Annotated in this window: 15 protein-coding genes and 1 pseudogene; 4 read left to right on the plus strand and 12 right to left on the minus strand. The window is 71.9% G+C overall.

Annotated features, from left to right (window positions below):
* Positions 1-93: 93 nt before the first annotated feature.
* Both OHS82_RS13700 and OHS82_RS13705 read right to left on the minus strand, forming a co-directional pair.
* Positions 94-297: a hypothetical protein gene (locus OHS82_RS13700; protein WP_020128723.1), complete on the minus strand. Its 204-nt coding sequence runs from the start codon at positions 295-297 to the stop codon at positions 94-96.
* A gap of 380 nt (positions 298-677) precedes the next feature.
* Complete coding sequence (locus OHS82_RS13705; RefSeq protein WP_057580506.1) at positions 678-959, minus strand: acylphosphatase; 282 nt, start codon at positions 957-959, stop codon at positions 678-680.
* 198 nt (positions 960-1,157) lie between these two features.
* On the opposite strand from OHS82_RS13705, the gene OHS82_RS13710 reads away from it, so the two are divergent.
* Positions 1,158-2,309, plus strand: a complete 1,152-nt coding sequence (locus tag OHS82_RS13710) for a CAP domain-containing protein (protein WP_057580505.1) — start codon at positions 1,158-1,160, stop codon at positions 2,307-2,309.
* A gap of 76 nt (positions 2,310-2,385) precedes the next feature.
* Here the strand turns inward: OHS82_RS13710 and OHS82_RS13715 are convergent, their stop codons facing one another.
* Together OHS82_RS13715 and OHS82_RS13720 are read right to left on the minus strand one after the other, a co-directional pair.
* Positions 2,386-2,919 carry an SHOCT domain-containing protein gene (locus OHS82_RS13715; protein ID WP_057580504.1) on the minus strand — a complete coding sequence of 178 codons (534 nt, stop codon included), beginning with the start codon at positions 2,917-2,919 and terminating at the stop codon, positions 2,386-2,388.
* A gap of 152 nt (positions 2,920-3,071) precedes the next feature.
* Complete coding sequence (locus tag OHS82_RS13720) at positions 3,072-3,659, minus strand: flavodoxin family protein (RefSeq protein WP_057580503.1); 588 nt, start codon at positions 3,657-3,659, stop codon at positions 3,072-3,074.
* A 106-nt stretch (positions 3,660-3,765) separates the two neighbouring features.
* Here OHS82_RS13720 and OHS82_RS13725 point away from each other — a divergent pair, with 106 nt between their 5' ends.
* The gene (locus tag OHS82_RS13725; RefSeq protein WP_057580502.1) at positions 3,766-4,167 is read left to right on the plus strand and encodes a winged helix-turn-helix transcriptional regulator; all 402 of its coding nucleotides are present in this window, start codon (positions 3,766-3,768) and stop codon (positions 4,165-4,167) included.
* Here OHS82_RS13725 and mutM read toward each other — a convergent pair.
* The 8 genes and pseudogenes from mutM to OHS82_RS13765 all read right to left on the minus strand — a co-directional run bounded on the left by mutM (position 4,140) and on the right by OHS82_RS13765 (position 12,376).
* Positions 4,140-5,000 carry a bifunctional DNA-formamidopyrimidine glycosylase/DNA-(apurinic or apyrimidinic site) lyase gene (gene mutM / locus OHS82_RS13730; RefSeq protein WP_328433929.1) on the minus strand — a complete coding sequence of 287 codons (861 nt, stop codon included), beginning with the start codon at positions 4,998-5,000 and terminating at the stop codon, positions 4,140-4,142. The two genes, OHS82_RS13725 and mutM, sit on opposite strands and share 28 nt — an antisense overlap.
* An 80-nt stretch (positions 5,001-5,080) precedes the next feature.
* The gene (gene rnc / locus OHS82_RS13735; RefSeq protein WP_370444156.1) at positions 5,081-5,902 is read right to left on the minus strand and encodes a ribonuclease III; all 822 of its coding nucleotides are present in this window, start codon (positions 5,900-5,902) and stop codon (positions 5,081-5,083) included.
* Between the two features lie 7 nt (positions 5,903-5,909).
* On the minus strand, positions 5,910-6,083 hold the full coding sequence (gene rpmF / locus OHS82_RS13740; protein WP_007493396.1) for a 50S ribosomal protein L32: 174 nt from the start codon (positions 6,081-6,083) through the stop codon (positions 5,910-5,912).
* Positions 6,084-6,085: 2 nt separating this feature from the next.
* Positions 6,086-6,739: a YceD family protein gene (locus OHS82_RS13745; protein WP_057580499.1), complete on the minus strand. Its 654-nt coding sequence runs from the start codon at positions 6,737-6,739 to the stop codon at positions 6,086-6,088.
* 183 nt (positions 6,740-6,922) lie between these two features.
* On the minus strand, positions 6,923-8,011 hold the full coding sequence (locus tag OHS82_RS13750; RefSeq protein WP_328433930.1) for a cell division initiation protein: 1,089 nt from the start codon (positions 8,009-8,011) through the stop codon (positions 6,923-6,925).
* A gap of 111 nt (positions 8,012-8,122) precedes the next feature.
* Complete coding sequence (gene coaD, locus OHS82_RS13755; protein WP_057580497.1) at positions 8,123-8,632, minus strand: pantetheine-phosphate adenylyltransferase; 510 nt, start codon at positions 8,630-8,632, stop codon at positions 8,123-8,125.
* Positions 8,629-9,219 (minus strand): annotated as a pseudogene (gene rsmD, locus OHS82_RS13760) (16S rRNA (guanine(966)-N(2))-methyltransferase RsmD); the annotation flags it as partial. The gene coaD and the pseudogene rsmD, both read right to left, overlap by 4 nt.
* Before the next feature lie 76 nt (positions 9,220-9,295).
* The gene (locus tag OHS82_RS13765) at positions 9,296-12,376 is read right to left on the minus strand and encodes a helicase-related protein (protein ID WP_328433931.1); all 3,081 of its coding nucleotides are present in this window, start codon (positions 12,374-12,376) and stop codon (positions 9,296-9,298) included.
* 167 nt (positions 12,377-12,543) lie between these two features.
* On the opposite strand from OHS82_RS13765, the gene OHS82_RS13770 reads away from it, so the two are divergent.
* Both OHS82_RS13770 and OHS82_RS13775 read left to right on the plus strand, forming a co-directional pair.
* Positions 12,544-14,406: an HSP90 family protein gene (locus tag OHS82_RS13770; protein WP_328433932.1), complete on the plus strand. Its 1,863-nt coding sequence runs from the start codon at positions 12,544-12,546 to the stop codon at positions 14,404-14,406.
* Positions 14,399-17,389, plus strand: a complete 2,991-nt coding sequence (locus OHS82_RS13775; RefSeq protein WP_328433933.1) for a tetratricopeptide repeat protein — start codon at positions 14,399-14,401, stop codon at positions 17,387-17,389. The genes OHS82_RS13770 and OHS82_RS13775 overlap by 8 nt, the downstream gene beginning before the upstream one ends.
* Positions 17,390-17,445: the final 56 nt, after the last annotated feature.

Here is a 17,445-nt window from a genome sequence, read left to right on the forward strand (position 1 = left end):
GAAGCGTCCCTTGCAAACTCTGACAACCTAGCGGTCCGACGCGGTGAGAATGAGCCGCCCGACCCCTGCGTGCTGTTGTGCAGCATGCAGCGATCAGGTGAGCGCAGGCTCCGCCTGGCGTGCGTCGATGCTCTCCAGAAGCGATTCGTGAGAAGCGGCAGCCGTCAGCGCGTCGTTCTCGGCCTGGATCCGTCCGAGCTCGGATTCCAGGTCTTGTACACGCTGCTGGAGCCGTCGCATCTCGGCGAGGAGTCGCGGGTCGGAGCCGCCGACGTAACCGAGAAGCGCCTTTGCCATGATGGATGGTCCTCCACAATGAGTGACCGACCGAAGCGGTGTGGGTCGTGAGGGATGAGCACCCGCGGTGCTTGGCAGGATCTTGTTCGTGCTGCCGTTCATCCATGCCAAACAGCTGGGGTGCGCGGGGTGCTTTCAGCGTCTCACCAAAAAGTTTGACGGTCAACACGATCACACCCCGTATTGGCGGGCGGCCCGGTGGCGCGCGGCCGGAACGGCGGCGCTGCGACTCCTGCGGGGGCCCTCGGGGCGTGGCGATCATCCTTGAGTGCGGAGCCTCCCACGACAAGCGGTTCTTGGCAATCACCTGCCCCTTTCTGCTGGGGGCACGTGCCCGTGGCATTCCCCTCCGCTTTCACGGGGACGCCCACGGGGAGCTCTCAACGGATCGCGAAGCCGTCGTAACCTCCGCGCGGTGTGTCCCATATCTCGGTGACTCCGGCTACGCGTCCGGGCGTGTCGTCACCCAGAAGCCAGCCGAGCAGTTCCTCGCACCCCTCCTTGGCGCCTTCGGCGACCACCTGGACCCGGCCGTCAGCCAAATTGAGAGCAAAACCACTCAGGCCGCCGATCTCCAGCGCCTTGGCCCGCGTGAACCAGCGGAATCCCACGCCCTGGACGTGTCCGCGCACCCAGGCGACCAGCCGTACATCCTCGCTCATGGGTGCAACCTAACCGCGCAAAGTCTCTCGGGACACTTCCTCCCCGAGCGCCATGCGGTACCGTCCCCACCCAATGATTCTCATATGAAACTCACTCGATCGGGTGAGTCAGGTCGACCAGAGGGAGCAGGAGGCGCGCGTCGCCCCAGAGCTTCGGTCGACCGTTGAGAACACCGCTCGGACGAGGAAGGCAAGGACATGGGACGCCACCGACGCTCCGCCGCCGGCAGCGCCGCCAAGAGCCGCGCCACGGGGGTCACACAGACGCACGGCTCGCATGCGGACAGCCACAGGACGCAGGACGCGCACACCGAAACCCTCCCCACGATCGGCATCGCGCCGTATCTGAACCCCGAGGCGTACGCGGACTCCGTCGCGAGAAGCCAGGAGTACCTGTACGCGGAGGGCGGCTACGCCCACGGCGACACCGCGGTGTTCGCGGGCGACGCGTTCACCCCCGACGGCGGCGCCCGCCGGCCGGGCGCGAATCGGGCGGGTGTGGGCCGCCGCCGTAAGCGCAGGGTCGCCACGCCGGTGAAGTCCGGTCTGCTCGGCGTCTCCGCGGCGGTGGCGATCGGCACGGTCGCCGTGGCCACAGGTGTGGTGCCCGGTATCGACGGCTACCGTCTCGGGGGCGGCAGCGGCAGCTCAGGCGACAAGGTCCAGGCCGCTGCCGGCTCGCCGACGAACTCGGCCTCCGAGCAGGGCGGCACGTCCGGCACCGCCGACGACGACCGCGACTCCGCCCCGACCAACCGCGACGCCGGCCGCCCGGCCTCGCCCTCCACCCCGGCCGCGCCCTCCCCCTCCGTCTCCGCATCCTCGGCCGCTCCGACGAAGACCGCTCCGACGAAGACCGCTCCGCAGAAGCCCGAGTCCACGCCCTCCAGGACTCCGCAGACCACTCCGTCCAAGTCGAGGGCCGCCACCAAGGCGCCGGCGAAGTCCGAGGCCCCCGTGACGGTGTCGGCCGAGACGCAGGCCGCGGCCGAGGTGCTGAAGCTGGTCAACGAGGAGCGGGCCAAGGTCGGCTGCAGTCCCGTCTCCGCGAACAGCTCCCTGTCGGACCTCGCCGAGAAGTTCAGCGACGACATGGCCGCGCGCGGGTTCTTCGACCACACCGACCCCGACGGGGCGACCCCGTGGGACCGGGCGGCCAAGGCCGGCGTATCGGGGCTCGGCGGCGAGAACATAGCCCGCGGCCAGGCCGACGCGGCTGCCGTCATGGAGGCCTGGATGAACAGCCCGGGCCACAAGGCGAACATCCTGAACTGCGACTTCAAGACGCTGGGCGTCGGCGTCCACTTCGGCGCCGGCGGCCCCTGGTGGACGCAGGACTTCGGCTACTGAGAGAGCCGCAGGTCGGAGAGTCGCCGGCGACACCGCTGACGGGGAGCGCCCGCCGCGGGTCGCCGGCCGGCGCCCGTCACATGCGGGCGAGGATCTCCGCCTTCTTGGCCGTGAACTCCTCCTCGGAGAGGATGCCCGCGTCCCTCAGGCCCGCCAGCTGCCGCAACTGCTCGACGGGCGAGTCCGTCTGGGGCGCGGGGGCCTCGGCACGGGCGGGGGCCGCGACGGCCGGAGCGGCCTGGCCGGGGGCCGGGATCTTCCCGAGCACCAGGTCGGTCAGCAGCGCCTTGATGCCGGGAGCCGCGTCGTGCGGCACCCGGAACTCGATCGTGTTGCCGGACGCGACCACGACGACCTTGGTGTACATCAGGCCGTCCCGCTTGGTGACCACGCTGGAGATGTTCCGGACCGGGATCATCTCGGTGCCCGCGTCGGAGCCGCGGACACCCGTGGCCAGGAGAGACGCACCGCCGGTCAGAAGACCCGCCGTGAGCTTCTTGGCGCTCATGCCTCGCCCCCGGGCCCACTCGACCCGGTCGTGGTGAATGGCCACGTCGGCGTTCTTGCCTTCGATGTGGCTCTTGAAGGTCATCAGCGCGCTGCTGGACATGAGGTGCTCCTGACTCCGGTGCGGCGGCAAGGTACGTGCCGTCTACATCAGGACACCCGTCGGCAGGCGAAGGTTGTACGGGACAGACGACCGACGCCGCGCCCCGCGGCGACTGCGTCACAGGTCACGGCGTTGGTCGGGGAGCCCGGGGGTCAGGCTGCCCGGGCCCGGCCGGCCAGGAAGACCCGTGCGGTCTCGGCCACCCTGCGGCCCAGGTGTTCGGCCGTCGCCACGTCCGCCTTGTGGACGGCGTCCGGCCCCTCGTCGACGTTGGTCTGCGCGGCGGCGCCCAGGAACACGCCCAGCCGGTTGAGGTCGTGCTCGGAGCCGGCCGAGTTGTTCCAGCCGGGCAGCAGGCCGAGGCTGACCCAGTGCATGCCGAGCTGCGCGGCCAGGATCTGGAAGAACTGCAGCGTGTGCAGCTTGTCGCCGCTCTTGGAGCCCGAGTTGGTGAACCCGGCGGCCAACTTGTCCTTCCACACCTGGTCGGGCCAGCGCGCGGAGGTCGCCTCGGCGAACGCGTGGAAGGCGGCCGACGCGGTCCCCATGTAGGTGGGCGATCCGAAGACGACGGCGTCCGAGCGGTCGAGCAGCGTCCACTGCTCCTCGGTGATCTCGTCGACCTTGATCAGGTGCACCTCGGCGCCGGCGTCGACGGCACCGGCGCGGACGGCCTCGGCAAGGACGGCGGTGTGGCCGTAGCCGGAGTGGTAGGCGACAGAGACAACAGGGGTGTACATGCGTACTCCTGGAAATGGGCAGCTCGGGAACAGTGACCACAGGAAAGCACTAACTTTTGGTTAGTGCAACCTATCGGTTAGCGCTACCTTCGAGTAGGCTTCCCGTATGGACATCACCCGGGAGAGAGCGGAGGACCAGGACCTTCCGTTCGACGTGTTCGCCAAGGCCTGTCCCTCGCGCGGCACACTGGAGCACATCACCGGCCGCTGGGGCGGACTGACCCTCGGGGCGCTGCACGAGGGCTCGTTGCGCTTCAACGAGTTGCGCCGCCGGGTCGACGGCGTGAGCGAGAAGATGCTCTCCCAGACGCTCCACGCGCTGGAGCGCGACGGGCTGGTGCACCGCGAGGCGCAGCCCACCAACCCGCCCCGCGTGGACTACGAGCTGACCCCGCTCGGGCGGGAGGTGGCCGAGCGCCTGCTGGGCCTCATCCACCTCGTCGAAGGGCGGATGACCGACGTCCTGGCCGCGCGCGAGCACTACGACGGGACGCGCGGCGCCCTCTGACACTTCGGGCAGAAGTAGCTGGACCGGTTCATCCAGGGACGCCGGCGCATCGGCGTGGCGCACCGCTTGCACGGCAGACCCTCACGCCCGTAGGCGTCCAGGGCCCGGTCGAAGTAGCCCGACTCCCCGTTGACGTTGACGTACAGACTGTCGAAGCTGGTGCCGCCGACGGCGAGGGCCGCGTTCATCACGTCCCGGACATGGCCGAGCAGTTCGAACGTGCGGGGCCGGGTGAAGGCGGCCGTCGGACGTTCGTAGTGCAGTCGGGAGCGCCAGAGCGCCTCGTCCGCGTAGATGTTGCCGACGCCGCTGATCAGCGACTGGTCGAGCAGCGCCCGCTTGACGGTGGTGCGCCGCCTGCGCAGCGCCTGGTGGAACGCCTCGTCGTCGAACAGCGGGTCGAGGGGGTCACGGGCGATGTGCGCGATGACGTCCGGGAGCCCGTCCGGGCCGGTCGGATGCAGTGACAGGCCGCCGAAGGTGCGCTGGTCGACGAAGCGGAGCTCGGTGTCCGTGTCGTCCGCGAAGCGCACCCGGATGCGCAGATGCTTCTCGTCGGGCGCCCGGAGCGGCTGGACCAGGAGCTGACCGCTCATGCCGAGATGCGCCAGAACCGCCTGGTCGGTGTCCTCCAGCGGCAGCCAGAGGTACTTGCCGCGTCGGCTCGGGGCGCCGATGCGGTGGCCTTCGAGGCGGTGCGCGAAGTCGTCGGCGCCGGCCAGGTGACGGCGGACGGCGCGGGGGTGCAGCACCTCGGCGTCGGCGACCGTGCGATGGGCGATCCACCGTTCCAGACCGCGCCGGACGACCTCGACCTCGGGCAACTCGGGCATGTCATCCCCCGTGACGTCGGTTCCTGCACGGACAGAGCGCCCGTCCCGGACGGGGGCGGGCGCTCGTCGCGTGGTACTGCTCAGGCGGAGGCGGACTCCTGGTCCACGCTGCCGTCGGCTGCGACGACCGTATCGGCCGCCGCCTCCCTGGCGCGCTCGTCCGCCGCGGCCCGGATGGACCGCCACGCGGACTCGGCGGCCTGCTGCTCCGCCTCCTTCTTGCTGCGGCCGGTGCCGGTGCCGTACGAGACGCCTCCGACGCGGGCGGCAGCAGTGAAGGTCTTCTCGTGGTCGGGGCCGGTCTCCGTGACCAGGTACTCGGGGACGCCGAGGCCTTCGGTCGCGGTGAGCTCCTGGAGACTGGTCTTCCAGTCCAGGCCGGCACCGAGGTTCGAGGACTTCTCGATCAGCGGGTCGAACAGGCGGTGCACCAGTTCGGAGGCCGCGTCGAGGCCCTGATCGAGATAGACCGCGCCGATCACCGCTTCGAGCGTGTCGGCGAGGATGGACGCCTTGTCCCGGCCGCCCGTGCCCTCTTCACCCCGGCCGAGCCGGATGAAGGAGCCCAGGTCGAGGCCACGACCGACCTCCGCCAGCGCACGAGAGTTGACCACCGCGGCCCGCAACTTGGCCAGTTGGCCTTCGGGCAGGTCGGGGTGGGTGCGGTACAGCGTGTCCGTGACGACGAGGCCGAGCACGGAGTCCCCGAGGAACTCCAGCCGCTCGTTCGTCGGCAGGCCGCCGTTCTCGTACGCGTAGGAACGGTGGGTCAGCGCACGCACCAGAAGGGCGGACTCGAGCCGGTAGCCGAGCCGCCCTTCCAGAAGCGTGTGGGACGAGGCCGTGTCCGCCTTGTTCTTGGCGGCAGTGTCCGCCTTGGCGTCAGACATGAAGCCTCTCACCAGCCGCTCAGACCTCGAGGACCTGGCGCTTGTTGTAGGTGCCACAAGACGGGCACGCGATGTGCTGCAGCTTGGGCTCGTGGCAGCGCTCGCACGCAACCAGGGTGGGGACCGCAGCCTTCCACTGCGACCGGCGGTGGCGCGTGTTGCTGCGCGACATCTTCCGCTTCGGAACAGCCACGGCTACTTCTCCTGCTTCTCGTCGGCGTGCGCTGATGGAAGCGCGCCGCCGCTCATCTCGTCCTTCTCGCCGTCTTCAGGTGAACCGGCGAGTCCCTGCAGTGCCGCCCAACGGATGTCGACGGCGTCGTGGTGGTGGTCCGGGTCGTCCGCCAGCCGGGCTCCGCACTCGGAGCACAGGCCGGGGCAGTCGTCCTGGCACACCGGCTGCATCGGCAGTGCGAGCACCACCGCATCGCGCAGCACGGGTTCGAGGTCGAACAGTCCGTCCTCGAGGAAGAGCCTGTCCTCGTCTTCCTCGGCGTCGTCGGCCGGATCCGCTTTCACACGGCCCCGGTCGTCGGCGTCAGGGTACGAGAACATCTCCTGGAAGTCCGCTGCGAGATCGAACTCGAGCGGCTCCAGACACCTTACGCACTCCCCCTCGGCCCGTGCACGGGCGGTGCCTGTGACGAGCACACCTTCCATGACCGACTCGAGACGGAGTTCGAGCTCCACCGGAGCGCCTTCCGGCACTCCGACGACCCCCTGGATCCCGAGATCCTGGGGAGCGTCGATCTCACGGGTCAGGCGCTGTTGCGCACCGGGCCGCCGCCCCAGCTCGTGCGTGTCGAACACGAGAGGCTTGCGGTGGTCGAGGCGGGCGTTCAGAGCCATTCCTGCTTTCGATCTTCTGAGCTCGGGGGACGCTGCCCCTCGGTGTCGCGGGCAGCGGTGATCGCGGGCGCATACGACATCAGCGAAGCGCACACGCGACCGATGAGCCAGGATACTGGAGCATTCGCCCACAGCCCAATCCGGCCCCCGGCCGCCCTGCCGCGCAGCCCGCGTCCCCGCCGGCTACAGCCCGCGTCCCTGCTCGTAGGCGCGCAGCTGCTCGGCGCTGATCATGCCGGTGTCGAAGAGGCTGGTCTCGTCGAGGGCGTACCCCTGCTGCGCCTGCTGGTGCTGCTGGGCCTGCTGGGCCTGCTGGGACGGGTCCTGCTGCACGGCCTGGTTCGGGTCGTAGGGGGCCTGCTGGGCGTCGTAGCCCCCCTGATACGCGTAGGGGTCGGCCTGCTGCTGGTAGCCGTACGCGTCCTGCCCGCCGTAGCCCTGCTGCGGTTGCTGCGGATAGCCGCCGTAGGGGTCCGGCTGCTGCTGGTAGCCGTACGCCGGCTGCGGCTGGTCGTACGCCGGCTGGACGGGCTGCGCGGGCGCCGCGTCCTGCTCCGCGAGGGCGGCCAGGTCGGCGAGGTAGTCGGCGTCCGAGGAGTGCTGGAACGTGGTGGTGTCGGCGGCGAGGGCGCCGAGGTCGTCCGTGGCGATGCGGCCGTGCAGCTTCTGGCGGCCCCTGCCGACCGCCTCCAGCGTCTTGGCGAGGACCGCCTCGAAGGCGCCCAGCTTGGTGTCGACGTACGCGTCGGCGTCGCGGCGCAGGGTCTCGGGGTCGTGGCTGCGCTCGGGGGCGTCCTCGTCCTCGTACCCGTTCTCGTCGGTGCCCGGTCCGGTGCCGAGGAGCTTCTCACGGCCGCGGCCCACGGAGCCGAGGGTCTTGGTGAGGACGACCTCGAAGTTGGCGAGCTTGGAGTCGACGTAGTCGTCCGCGTCCGCGCGGACCTCCTCGGCCTCCTTGCGGGCCTCGGCGAGGATGCGGTCGGCCTCGGCCTGGGAGCGGCGGGCGATCTCGGTGCCGGAGACCAGCGAGCCGCGTTCGGCGTGGGCGGTCTCGATGATCCGCTCGGCCTCCTGGCGGGCCTGCTCGACGACCTGCTCGCGGCCGCCGATGAGTTCCTCGGCCTGGGCCAGGGAGTCGGGCAGGGCCGCTCGTACCTCTTCCAGCAGGGCGAGCAGATCCGCGCGGTTGACCACGCACGAGGCCGACATCGGCATCGACCTGGCACTGGAGACCGCCGTGACGATCTCGTCGAGCTTCTTCTGCACGTCCACCGGTTGCTCGCCACTCTCTACAGCTGTGTTGGAGACGGACGGGACGACTGTACGGCCATGGGGTGTCCGCCGGACACCGGATGACGGCACGTCAGGACGGCCGTCGGGCGGTCAGCCCCGCCCGAGGCGCTCGGTCAGCGCTTCGAGGACCCTGGGCGGCACCAGGTGGGAGACGTCGCCGCCCCACGTGGCGACCTCCTTGACCAGGGACGAGGAGAGGAAACTGTAGGTGGGGTTGGTGGGCACGAACAGCGTCTCGACGCCGGAGAGGCCGTTGTTCATCTGCGCCATCTGCAGTTCGTAGTCGAAGTCGCTGACCGCGCGCAGGCCCTTGACGATGGCCGGGATGCCGCGCTCCTTGCAGAAGTCGACGAGGAGGCCGTGGAAGGCCTCGACCCTGACGTTGCCGTACTCGGCGGTGACCTCGCGGATCAGGTCGATCCGCTCGTCGATCTCGAACAGGCCCTTCTTGGACTTGTTGATCATCACCGCGACATAGACCTCGTCATACAGACGGGAGGCGCGGGAGATGATGTCGAGGTGTCCGTTGGTGATCGGGTCGAACGACCCGGGACAGACGGCACGGCGCACTGGTGTTCCCTCGCTCTCCGGTCCGGTCATCGTGCGTCTTCGCACGTAGAGGCGGCGCGACCGTACCAAAACGTTCCCTCGCCGTATCGACGGGCCCGGAGCGCTTCGAAACCGTCCGGCCAGCCGAACTCACCGCCTCTGGTGCTGCGCTCCACGGTGACGAGCGCTTCGGCCGCGAGCCAGCCCCCCGAGCGGAGTGTGAGCAGGATCTCTCGAAGATCGTCGTCCGGGACGGCGTACGGGGGGTCGAGGAAGACGAGGTCGTACGGCGCGGCCGGCGCCGCCTCGATGACCTGTCGGGCCTTCCCCGCGCGGACCTCGGCGCCGGGGAGGGCGAGGTTTCTCACGTTCTCCCGGATGACGCGGGCCGCACGCGCGTCGGCCTCGACGAGGAGGGTGTGGCCGGCGCCGCGGGACAGGGCTTCCAGGCCGACGGCCCCTGATCCGGCGTACAGGTCGAGGACCCGTTCGCCGTCGAGGGGGCGGCCGCCGAGGAGGGACTGCCAGGTGGAGAAGAGGCCTTCGCGTGCGCGGTCGGAGGTGGGGCGGGTTCCGGTGCCTGGCGGGACCGCCAGGCGACGTCCGCCGGCTGCTCCGGCGATCACGCGGGTCATCTCTGGTCCTTGGTGGTGGGCGGCTTTGGGTTCAGTGTGGCGGGTCGCGCTCTTCCGCGCGTCCCCGGGTGGGTCCTCCTCATCCCTTCTCCAGGTACTGCTCCCGTTCCTCGTCCAGCAGGGCGTCCAGTGCCGTGCGCAGACCCGGGTAGGCGGTCAGCTCCGGATCCGCCTCGACGACGGCCGCCGCTTCCTGCCGCGCCTCGGCGATGACCTCCTCGTCCTCGATGACCGCGAGGACGCGCAGGCTGGAGCGGACGCCCGACTGGGCCTGGCCGAGGACGTCGCCCTCGCGGCGCTGCTCGAGGTCGATGCGGGAGAGCTCGAAGCCGTCGAGGGTGGCGGCAACGGCGTTCAGCCGCTGCCGGGCCGGGGTGGCCTCCGGCATCTCGCTGACCAGGAGGCACAGGCCCGGCGCCGAGCCCCGGCCGACGCGGCCGCGCAGCTGGTGGAGCTGGGAGACGCCGAACCGGTCGGCGTCCATGATCACCATCGCGGTGGCGTTCGGGACGTTGACGCCGACCTCGATGACGGTCGTGGCGACCAGGACGTCGATGTCGCCCGCGGCGAAACGGCGCATGACGGCGTCCTTGTCGTCGGGGGGCATCCGGCCGTACAGCACCTCGATGCGCAGCCCTTGGAGGGGGCCCCGCGCAAGCTGCTCGGCGACGTCGAGGACGGCGAGCGGGGGCCGCTTCTCGGCCTCGTCCGCGGCGGACTTCTTCTTGGCCCTGCCCGCCTTCTCCGGGTCGTCCTCGTCGTCGCCGATGCGCGGGCACACGACGTACGCCTGGTGACCGCCGGCCACCTCCTCGCGCACGCGCTCCCACGCGCGCGCCAGGAAGTGGGGTTTGTCCGCGGCGGGGACGACATGGCTGGCGATGGGCGAACGGCCGGCCGGGAGCTGGTCGAGGACGGAGGTCTCCAGGTCGCCGAAGACGGTCATGGCGACGGTGCGGGGGATGGGTGTGGCCGTCATGACGAGCAGGTGCGGGGGCTGCTTGCCCTTGCCGCGCAGGGCGTCCCGCTGTTCGACGCCGAAGCGGTGCTGTTCGTCGACCACGACCAGGCCGAGGTCGTGGAACTGGACCTTGTCCTCGATCAACGCGTGCGTGCCGATCACGATGCCGGCCTCTCCGGTGACGAGGTCGAGCAGCGCCCGGCGGCGGGCCGCCGCGCCCATGGACCCGGTCAGCAGGACGACCTTGGTGGCCTGGTCGGATCCGCCGAGCATGCCGCCCTCGGCCAGATCGCCCATCATCTCGACGACGGAGCGGTGATGCTGCTGGGCGAGGACCTCGGTGGGGGCGAGCATCGCGGCCTGTCCGCCCGCGTCGACGACGGCGAGCATGGCGCGCAGGGCGACCATGGTGTTGTGGGTGACCGTGAAGTGGTCGGTGACGTAGGCGTGGCTCGGGTGGGCGACGCTGATGCACTGGACGGGCTTGCGGCCCACGTACTCGACGGCGTGGACGCCGCGGCGGAACGCGTCGCCGTCGTCGTCCGCGCGGGGCCGGAGGCGGGCGGCCTTGTGGGGCAGCCGGAACGGCGGGTGCGCGTCGGGCAGGGCGAGGCAGACCTCGACGCCCTCCGCCGACGAGGAGATCCGCGCCCGGCCTCCCAGTGAGCGCACGATCCAGGCGACGTCGTCGGCCAGCGGGGCCGAGCCGGTGCGGAACGTGACGCTCAGGCCGTCCGCACCGACCGTGCCGTCCGCGTCCAGAAGGCCCTGCAGGAGGGCGAGGCGGTTCTTGACCGAGGTGTTCTTGAAGGCGTCGGGGATGCCCGCGGCGGGCGAGGAGGGGTCGTGCACGGCCGGATCGCGGGGGCTTTCGCCCTCGGCCGGCCGGGCCCCGCACAGATAGGGGTCCAGCGGCAGTGCCGCGTCGCCTCCGAGGTCGACCGGGGTCGCGGCCGGGAGGTACCACTTCGGGGTTCCGTCCGCCGCGAGCGCGTCCTGCCGGATCTGGCGTGTGGTCATGACCCCGGGAGCCTGGCCGCGGCGCCATGCGGAGGCCGTGCCGACGATCCACAGATGCTCGTCGTCGCACTCCACCGAGGCGCCGTCGGACAGGACCAGGCGCCACACCTCGCGCTCGCCCTGCGGGAACACGCCGTCGACCGGCGCGATCTCCCCGTTCGGGACGACGACTTCGTCGCCCACGGCCATGTCGCCCATCCGCCGGAAACCGGCGGGCGTGAGCACCAGGGAGTCGAGGGGCTGGGCCTTGCCCGAGCCCACCTCCCCCTGGAGCAGCCGGTGCATCGGGTGCTCCGTCGCCAGGTCGTCGAAGATCTCCTTCGAGACCTTCCGCTGCCCCTCGGTGAGGGTGAACGGGAGCCGGGCGTCGAAGGCGGTGAGCAGGCCGTCGGGCGCGGGCCTGCGGGCCACCGCCGGAAGTTGGGCGTCGGCGTGCCGGCGGCGGGCCAGGGCGACCTGGAGGACGAACGCCTCGTCCCACTTCAGGCGGGCGCGGGCGTCGGCGATGTCGGCCTTGGTGTGCGGGCGGTGGATCTTCAGGAGGGCCTCGGGCAGGGACAGCAGGCCGCGGCCTTCGCGCAGCGACTCCGGGAGCGGATCGACCGCCTCCTGGGCGCTGGGCAGGACGGTCTGGATCGCCTTGCCGATCTTCCAGGACTCCAGTTTGGCGGTGGCCGGGTAGAGAGGGATGAGGGCGCCCGCCCAGGTCTCGACGGACTCCTCGGTGTCGGCGCGCAGCAGTTCGTAGGCGGGGTGGGCCAGTTGGAGGCGGCGGTTGAAGACCGAGGCCTTGCCCGCGAACATCGCGCGCGTGCCCGGCAGCAGTTCCTTGTGCGGCTTGTGGACGCCGCTGCCGAAGAAGACCAGCTGGAGCCGGCCGCTGCCGTCGGTGATGGTCACCTCCAGGCGCTGGCCCTTGCCGCGGGGCGCCTTGGCCGAGGCGAAGCTGTGCAGGCGGGCGTCGGCGACCTGGGCGACCACCGTGACGTGTTCGTCCATCGGGAGGTCGGCGAGGTGGGTGAGCTGGCCGCGCTCCTCGTATCTGCGGGGGTAGTGGTGCAGGAGGTCGCCGACCGTGTGCAGGCCGAGGTGCTCGGCCATCACCTTCGCGGTCGCGGGGCCGAGCACTGACGTGAGCGGTTGTTCCAGTGGTTCCTTCAGTGCGGGCACGAGATCCATTGCACACCACGTCACTGACATTGCCGCACAGGTGTCCTGAAACCCCTGGTCAGACGGCTCGTTCGGGCTCTAGGATGGCGCGCTCCGGCCATCATCCGCGGTCACCGCCCCACCGGGACCGCCCGACCCCGCGCCGTGCTCCTCCCCCAGCCCGCGGCGCTGCAGCGATGGACTCCCAGACCTCACAGTCATCCCAGGCATCCCCGTCACCCCACTCGTTCCAGGTCGACCTGCGTGGTCTGGTGGACCTGCTGTCCCATCACCTCTACTCCAGCCCCAAGGTCTATCTGCGCGAGCTCCTGCAGAACGCCGTGGACGCCGTCACCGCCCGGCGGGCCGAGGAGCCCGACGCCCCGGCGCGGGTGCGGCTGTTCGTGGCGGACGGCGGGCTGCGGGTGGAGGACTCCGGCGTCGGGCTCACCGAGGCCGACGTGCACGACCTGCTGGCGACGATCGGACGCAGTTCCAAGCGCGCCGAGGGGCTGCAGGACGTCCGGTCGGACTTCCTCGGCCAGTTCGGCATCGGTCTGCTGGCCTGCTTCGTGGTCGCCGAGCGGATCCGGGTGGTCAGCCGCAGCGCCCGCACTCCGGACGCGCCGCCGGTGGAGTGGACGGCTCGCGACGACGGCTCGTACACCGTGCGGACCCTGCCCCACGAGGAGCGTCCCGAGCCGGGCACCACCGTGCATCTGGTGGCGCGGGCGGGCGCCGGCGAGTGGCTCTCCGAGCCGCGCGTTCTGGCACTGGCCCGGGACTTCGGGTCGCTGCTGCCCTACGACGTCCGGGTCGGCGACGAGGCGGTCACCGATCTGCCCGCGCCCTGGGACCGGGCGTACGCCTCCCCCGCCGACCGGCGGGTCGCCCTGGCCCGGCACTGCCACGAACTGTTCGGCTTCACCCCGTTGGACGCGATCGGCCTGGACGTGCCGCTGGCGGGGATCCGCGGGGTGGCGTACGTGCTGCCGTCGGCGGTGAGCCCCGTGCAGCGCGCCGGTCACCGGGTGCACCTCAAGGGGATGCTGCTGACCGAGCGGGGCGAACAGCTGCTGCCCGACTGGGCGTTCTTCGTGCGCTGTGTCCTGGACACCGACAGTCTGCGGCCCACCGCCTCGCGGGAGTCGCTGTACGAGGACGAGACGCTGGCCGCGGTGCGGGAGGCGCTGGGCGAGCGGGTCCGGTCGTGGCTGACCGGACTGGCGGCCGGTGACCCGGAGCGGTTGTCGGCCTTTCTGGCCGTGCACCATCTGGGTGTGAAGGCCCTGGCGCGGCACGACACGGACATGCTGCGCACGATGCTGCCGTGGCTGCCCTTCGAGACGACCGACGGCCGGCTGTCGCTGGAGGAGTTCGCCCAGCGGCACCCGGTGGTGCACTTCACGCGGACCGTGGAGGAGTACCGGCAGGTCGCGCCGATCGCCTCCGCGCAGGGCGTCGGGGTGATCAACGGCGGTTACACGTACGACAGCGAGCTGGTGGAGGCGCTGCCCTCGGTGCGGCCGGGGACGGTGGTCGCCGAGCTGGACGCCGACACCGTGACCGCGCACCTGGACACGGTCGCCTCCGCCGACGAGCCGGCGCTGTCCGGCTTCCTGGCGGCCGCGCGGGCGAAGCTCGACCCGCTGGGCTGCGACGTCGTCCTGCGGTCCTTCCATCCGCTGTCGGTGCCCGCGCTGCACCTCGACGACCGCGCGGCCCGGCACGAGCAGGCCCGCGCGGACGCCGAGGAGCAGGCCGACGACCTCTGGGCGGGCATCCTGGGGTCGCTGCGCGGGAGCGCCCCGCGCGCGCGTCTGGTGCTCAACCATCTCAACCCGCTGATCCGGCGCATCAGTTCGCTGCGCGATCCGGAGCTGATCGGCACCGCCACGGAGTCCCTGTACGGGCAGGCGCTGCTGATGGCGCAGCGTCCGCTGCGGCCGGCGGACTCGGCGCTGCTGAACCGGTCGTTCATCGGCCTCCTCGAGTGGGCCACCCACCGGGACGCGGCACACGGGCAGTCGTCGGACCGACAGGGGGCCACGGATGAGTGAGATCACGGACTTCGACTCGCTCCGCCGGGCGATGGCGGAGAACGGCGAGCAGCCGGAGGGGCCGGCCCGCAACGCGCGCGCGGAGCAGCTGCTCCTGGAGGCGGAGAGGCTGAAGATCCCGCTCGCCGTGATCGAGGCGCTCGGGCACCAGCTGAAGGTCTACAACTACAGCTCCGAGAAGGCGAAGATGTTCGTCCCGTTCGCGCGGCTGCTGCGCATGTGGGACGAGCGGCCCGAGGACTTCGACGCGTACGAGACGCATTCGCTGCACTGGGTCTTCAAGTGGATGTCGGCCGGGATGCTCGACCAGCCGCACGTGCCGCTTGCGTCGGTGGAGAAGTGGCTGGGCGAGATGGAGCACCGCTACCGGCTGGCCGGTCACTCCGAACGGGCGGTGCGCAGCGCCGAGTTCAGCGTCGCCGCGCACGTGGGCGACGTGGCGCGGGCCGAGCGGGCGTTCGCCGCCTGGCTGGCCGCGGACCGGGACACGATGGCCGACTGCCACGCGTGCGAGCTGCACGGGCAGGGCTGGTGGCAGGCGGAGCGGGGGCGGGACACGGAGGCCCTGGAGCTGTGGGCGCCGGTCCTGGAGGGTGAGTACACGTGCGCGCACGAGCCGCACAGCGTGCTGGCGTCGTCGCTGCTGCCGCTGCTGCGGCTGGGCCGCCCGGACGAGGCCCGCGCCCACCATCTGCGCGGGCTCCGGCTGGTGCGGTCGATGGAGAGCATGCGGAGCGCGTACGCCGACCACGTCGAGTTCTGCGCGCTGACCGGCAACGAGGCGCGAGGGCTGGAGCTGCTCGCGGAGCGGCCCGCGTACTTCACGGACGAGGGCCAGCCGCGCAGCAAGCTGGATTTCCTGAGTGTGGTGGCGCTGCTGATGGGGCGCCTGGGCGAACTCGGGCTCGGCGGTGAGCGGGTGCCCGGGGCGGACGGGCGGGAGTGGACGGCCGACGAGCTCGCGGGGCACGCGCGCGCGGAGGCGCTCGCGCTGGCCGCGCGTTTCGACGAGCGCAACGGCACCGGGCACGTCAGCGAGCGGGCACGCGCGCGTATGGCGCAGCGGCCCTTGGTGGAACGGCTGCCCCTGGGGGTGCGGGCGTCACGTCCGACGTCCGCCGCGCCCGCACCCGCGCTCGCCGCTGCTGCCCCGGCCCCGGCCGAGGCGGCCGGTGAGGTCGCGGAAACGGATCTGCCGGCTCTGCTCGAGGAGGCCCGGCGGTTGTCGGACACCCTCCGGCCGCACGCCGTCGAGGCGTGGGAGCGGGTGGCCCGGGCGGCCGCGGCCGACGATGACGTGGAGCTGGCGGCGCGGGACCTCGCGGAGATCGCCGACCACGAGGCGATCGGTCTCGGCTCGCGGGGCGCCGCCGCCTTCGAGCGCGCCGCCGGGCTGTACGAGGAGGCGGGCGACCCCGGGGAGGCTCTGGCGGCACGCGCGCGTGCCGCCTACGTCCGTGCGCTCGACGGCGAGGTGGACGAGGCGCTCGCGGCGGTCGCCGAGCCGTACGACCGGGTCCTCGCGCTGTACGCGGAGGGCGACACCGAAGTGCCGCAGGCTGCGGGCGTTCTGATGGCGCGGGCGCGGATACTGATGCGTCGGGTCCACGAGGCCGAGGGGCCGGTGTCCGAATCGGTCGGGACGGCGGCGGAGTCGGCCGTCCGGGAGCTCCTGGCGCTCGTGGACGGGCGGGCCGGTGACGACGTCCGGCTCGCCGCCCGGGTGGCCGAGGGCCACGCGATGCTGGCGGAGCTCGCGACGCGCTCCGGCGAGGCGGAGACCGGTGCGGAGCTGTTCGCGCGGGCCGCCGCGGAGTTCGTCGGGGCGGGTGTGCCGTGGTTCGCCGTGGAGTACGAGGCCAGGCTGGCCGCTCTCGCCCACGAGCTGGGCGACATGGCGGAGGCGGAGCGGGCGCTTCGGGCGGCCCTGGAGCACGGCGGGCCGTTCCTGGAGGCGATCGGGCGGGCCCAGCTGCACCTCCAGCTGGCCGAGGTGGTCGGCGGCCGGGGTGCAGCGGAAGAGGCCGCGGAGCAGGCCCTCGAGTCGGCGCACTGGGCCGACGAGGCGGGCGCGGGCCCGACGTACGGCGCGTGGGCGCGGCACCAGCTCGGCGGGTATCTGGTGCGACTGGGCCGTTGGGCCGAGGCCGCGGAGGTGCTGGAGTCCGCGCTGACGGACCTGAGCGCCGAGACGCACGGGGACGGGGCGGTCGTCCAGACGCAGTGGTGGCTCGGCGACTGTCTGAGTGAGCTCGGCGAGCACCGGGACGCCGCCGAACGCCGGCTGCAGGCCGCCGAGATCGCCCGGCACTGGCCCGAGCAGCACGACCATGCCACGCTCGCCCACCTGGCCGCCGAGTCGCTCGGCCACGCCGGACTGCACGCCGAGGCCGACCGGGCGTACGCGCGCGCGGGGGAGCTGTGGCGGGACCTCGGCAACGTGCGCGGGCTGATCCGCTCGCTGCGCGCCCGCGCCTGGTTGGCGCTGCGCACCGGGCAGGACCCGGACGTGGCGCGCGCCCTGATGACGAGCGCCGTGGAGGAGTGCGCGGACGCGTTCGGCGCCGCGGGCGACGACGAGGAGGCACGGCACCGGCTCATCGCCGAACTCGGCGACACCCACCGCCAGTTCGGGGACCTGCTCGCTCGTTCCGCCGCCGAGGACGCGGACGACGAGGCCATCCGGGTCACCCTGGACGAGGCGCTCTCCCAGATGTCCGAGGCGGTCGCGGTGTTCGTCACCCTGGGAGAGAGCGCCCTGCTCGCCCGGACCGGCGCCGAACTGGCCGCGGGCTGGCTGGAGTGCGATCTGGGACGCCCCGCGCAGGCGGCGGCCCGTGCGCGCGCCGTGCTGCGGTCCTGTGCGGACGCCGCCGCCGAGGACTTCGGGGGCGACGGTCAGGTGGACGGCGGGCCGATGGGGGCGCGGCGGGCCGAGGCGGAGCAGTTGCTGCAGGCGGCGGAGGAACCGAGGGATCGTTGAACGATTCCCCGGAGGGAGGGGGGAGCGTTCGACGAGCACCTCGCCCCCGCGGCCCC

This window comes from Streptomyces sp. NBC_00425, from assembly GCF_036030735.1.
GTDB lineage: Bacteria > Actinomycetota > Actinomycetes > Streptomycetales > Streptomycetaceae > Streptomyces.